The organism is Nguyenibacter vanlangensis, assembly GCF_013376155.1.
In the GTDB taxonomy this organism is placed as follows: domain Bacteria; phylum Pseudomonadota; class Alphaproteobacteria; order Acetobacterales; family Acetobacteraceae; genus Gluconacetobacter; species Gluconacetobacter vanlangensis.
In genome coordinates, this window is record NZ_JABXXP010000424.1 from 1 (window position 1) to 2,520 (window position 2,520).

Annotated in this window: 3 protein-coding genes and 1 pseudogene; 2 read left to right on the forward strand and 2 right to left on the reverse strand. The window is 67.1% G+C overall.

Features of this window, described 5'->3' with window-relative positions; all coding sequences use genetic code 11:
- Window positions 1-180, forward strand: a pseudogene (locus HUK84_RS14815) (hypothetical protein); the annotation flags it as partial.
- On the opposite strand, the gene HUK84_RS14820 reads toward HUK84_RS14815, so the two are convergent.
- Window positions 175-483 (reverse strand): DUF3175 domain-containing protein, encoded by a 309-nt coding sequence (locus tag HUK84_RS14820; protein WP_218064390.1) that lies wholly within the window; start codon window positions 481-483, stop codon window positions 175-177. The pseudogene HUK84_RS14815 and the gene HUK84_RS14820 sit on opposite strands and share 6 nt — an antisense overlap.
- Before the next feature lie 239 nt (window positions 484-722).
- On the opposite strand from HUK84_RS14820, the gene HUK84_RS14825 reads away from it, so the two are divergent.
- Window positions 723-1,433: a response regulator transcription factor gene (locus HUK84_RS14825; protein WP_176640972.1), complete on the forward strand. Its 711-nt coding sequence runs from the start codon at window positions 723-725 to the stop codon at window positions 1,431-1,433.
- A 27-nt stretch (window positions 1,434-1,460) separates the two neighbouring features.
- Here the strand turns inward: HUK84_RS14825 and HUK84_RS14830 are convergent.
- The coding region (locus HUK84_RS14830; protein ID WP_218064392.1) for an ATP-binding protein at window positions 1,461-2,520 on the reverse strand (1,060 nt) is incomplete at its 5' end.

Below are 2,520 nucleotides of genomic sequence, written 5' to 3' on the forward strand. Positions count from 1 at the left end.
CCGCCGGTGCCCCCGCCGTCGGCCGGCGAGAACCGGCCGGGCGGCGTCGTCGTCGATGTCACCGTCCGGGACGGCCAGGGCGGCCAGGCCACCCGTCGGGCCGTCATCCTGCTGACCCCGGGGACGCATGCCGGCTCCGCCCTGTCCGACATGGTGCATGTCGTGCGGCTGCGGTCATAGCGGGCGGCCGAAGACGCGGCGCAGCTCCGCCTTGGCCCGCTCCAGCACCGCCCGGCGGGCAGCGGGCAGGTTGCGCCCGGCGCGATTGATATAGAAGACCAGCATGGACATGGCCGAACGGAACGGCTCCGCCTTGCGGCGCGTGCTGGCCTCCGCCGAATGTTTCAGCGATTCGGCGATGCGGTGCGGATCGTCGCTGGCGAAGATCGCCGGCTCCAGGTCCAGGGCATCGCTGTGCCGGGTCACGTCCGCCGACCAGCGTGATCCCGCCTTTGGTGCCTGCTGTCTGCGTGGCCGCGGCATGGCGCGCTCTTCCGGTCTCATGGGCTGTGCAGCATGTGCAGCATGTGCTGAATGTTCGCCGCGCGCGGCGCGATTCAAGACCGCCGCCCCAAACCGTCGCCCCGGACCGTCGTCCAGACCATCGACAGCGACGCCGGACGCGTGTCGGCTTGGACAAAATGCGACATCCGGGCCATAAAAACGGCATCGACTGACATTGGATCGCGGCTTCGGTCGGCTACCCTGGGGCAATGACGGCCATGCTGAAACTCCTGATCGTGGATGATGACGAAGAGATCCTGTCTCTGCTCGATCATTTCTTCCGCTCGTACGGCCATCACACGCGTGTCGCCCGGGATGGCCGCGCCATGTTCGAGATCCTGGATGCCGAGGACATCGACCTGGTCATACTGGATCTGATGCTGCCCGGAGAGGGCGGGCTCGACCTTTGCCGGCGCCTGCGGACGGCATCGGGCATACCGGTCATCATGCTGACCGCGGCCGTGACGACGACCGACCGCGTCGTCGGGCTGGAACTGGGGGCGGACGACTACATCACCAAGCCGTTCGACCCCAGGGAACTTCTGGCGCGGGTCCGCGCCGTGCTGCGCCGCGGCGAAATCAGGGCCGAGCCGGCCCGCGACGCGGTCAGGCCGAGCCTGTATTTCGACGGATGGAAACTCGATATCGCCAGGCGGGAACTCCGATCGTCCCGAAACACGCTCGTCCCTCTGTCGGGGCGCGAGTTCGACCTGCTGCTGGCCTTCGCCGAGCGTCCGCAGCAGGTTCTGGGGCGCGAACATCTGCTCGATTTCGCGCATGGCGTGGCCTACGACGTCTATGACCGCAGCATCGACACGCAGATCAGCAGGCTGCGCCGCAAGCTGGAACCGGATCCCAAGAACCCGACGATCATCCGCACGATCCGCAGCGGCGGGTATATGTTCACCCCCAGCGTCAGGCGCGGATGATCGTCGGGGCCTTCGGGCCCGATCACGTCATGCGGCGGCGTTTCGGGGCAGGATGATCTGCGCCAGCAATCCGCCGTCCGCGCGGTTGCTCAGGGAAATGGTTCCCCCATGCGCCTGCAGGATGGCGCGGCACGACGTCAGGCCCAGACCCGTGCCCCCGGTCCTGCGGTTGCGCGATCGCTCCAGGCGAAAGAACGGGGTAAAGACGGCCTCCAGGAATTCTTCGGGAATGCCAGGGCCGTCATCCGCGACGGAAATCGCCAGGCAATCGCCCCGTTCGTGCAGGCGCACATCCGCCGAGGCGCCATAGATGCAGGCATTGCCGATGATATTTTCCAGCGCCCGTTTCAGGGCCATGGGCCTGCCATGGAAAATGACATGGTCGGGCCCCGAAAACAGGGCCGGCTTTCCCTGGTCGACGGCATCGTCCACCACGTCGCGGACCAGCTCCGACAGGTCGAAGGACGTCCCCTGCTCGTCCGTGACATCGTCCCGGAACAGGACGAGCGCCGAGGAGATCATGGCCTGCATCTCGGCCACGTCCTGAAATAATCGTTTCTGCTGTTCACGGTCCGCGATGAATTCCCCCCTCAGCCGGATACGGGTCAGCGGTGTCCGCAAATCGTGCGAGATCGCGGCCAGCATGGTCGTCCTGTCGGCGACGAATTTCGAGATCCGGTCCTGCATGGCGTTGAAGGCCCGCATGGCCAGCCGCAATTCGCGCGGGCCGTATTCGACCATGGGCGGCGCGGACGTATCCCTGCCGAAGCGCCGCGCGGCCCGCGAGAATTCCTCGATCGGCCGGATCAGCGTGCGGCTGGCGATCGTCGAGACGCAGACGGTCGCAAGGATGACGAAGACGGACATCAGCGCGTCGCGCTTCCACCAGGACAGGCCCCAGACGCGATGGGGCACCGTGAAGATCAGGCAGGCCCCGTTCCGCAGCGTGACCGCCATGCCGAACGGTGCGCGGTTGAAGCGCGCATCGGCGGCCGGCGACGCGGCGGAAGGCTCCGCGACGTAGAAACCGACCGCCGCCAGGTCGCCTCCCGCCAGGCGCCGCATCCTCCGTTCGATCTCGGGCGCG

Excerpts from the sequence above, each read along its gene's own strand:
- HUK84_RS14820 (WP_218064390.1), bottom strand. The coding sequence starts at position 483 with ATGCCGCGGCCACGCAGACAGCAGGCACCAAAGGCGGGATCACGCTGG.
- HUK84_RS14825 (WP_176640972.1), top strand. The coding sequence starts at position 723 with ATGCTGAAACTCCTGATCGTGGATGATGACGAAGAGATCCTGTCTCTG.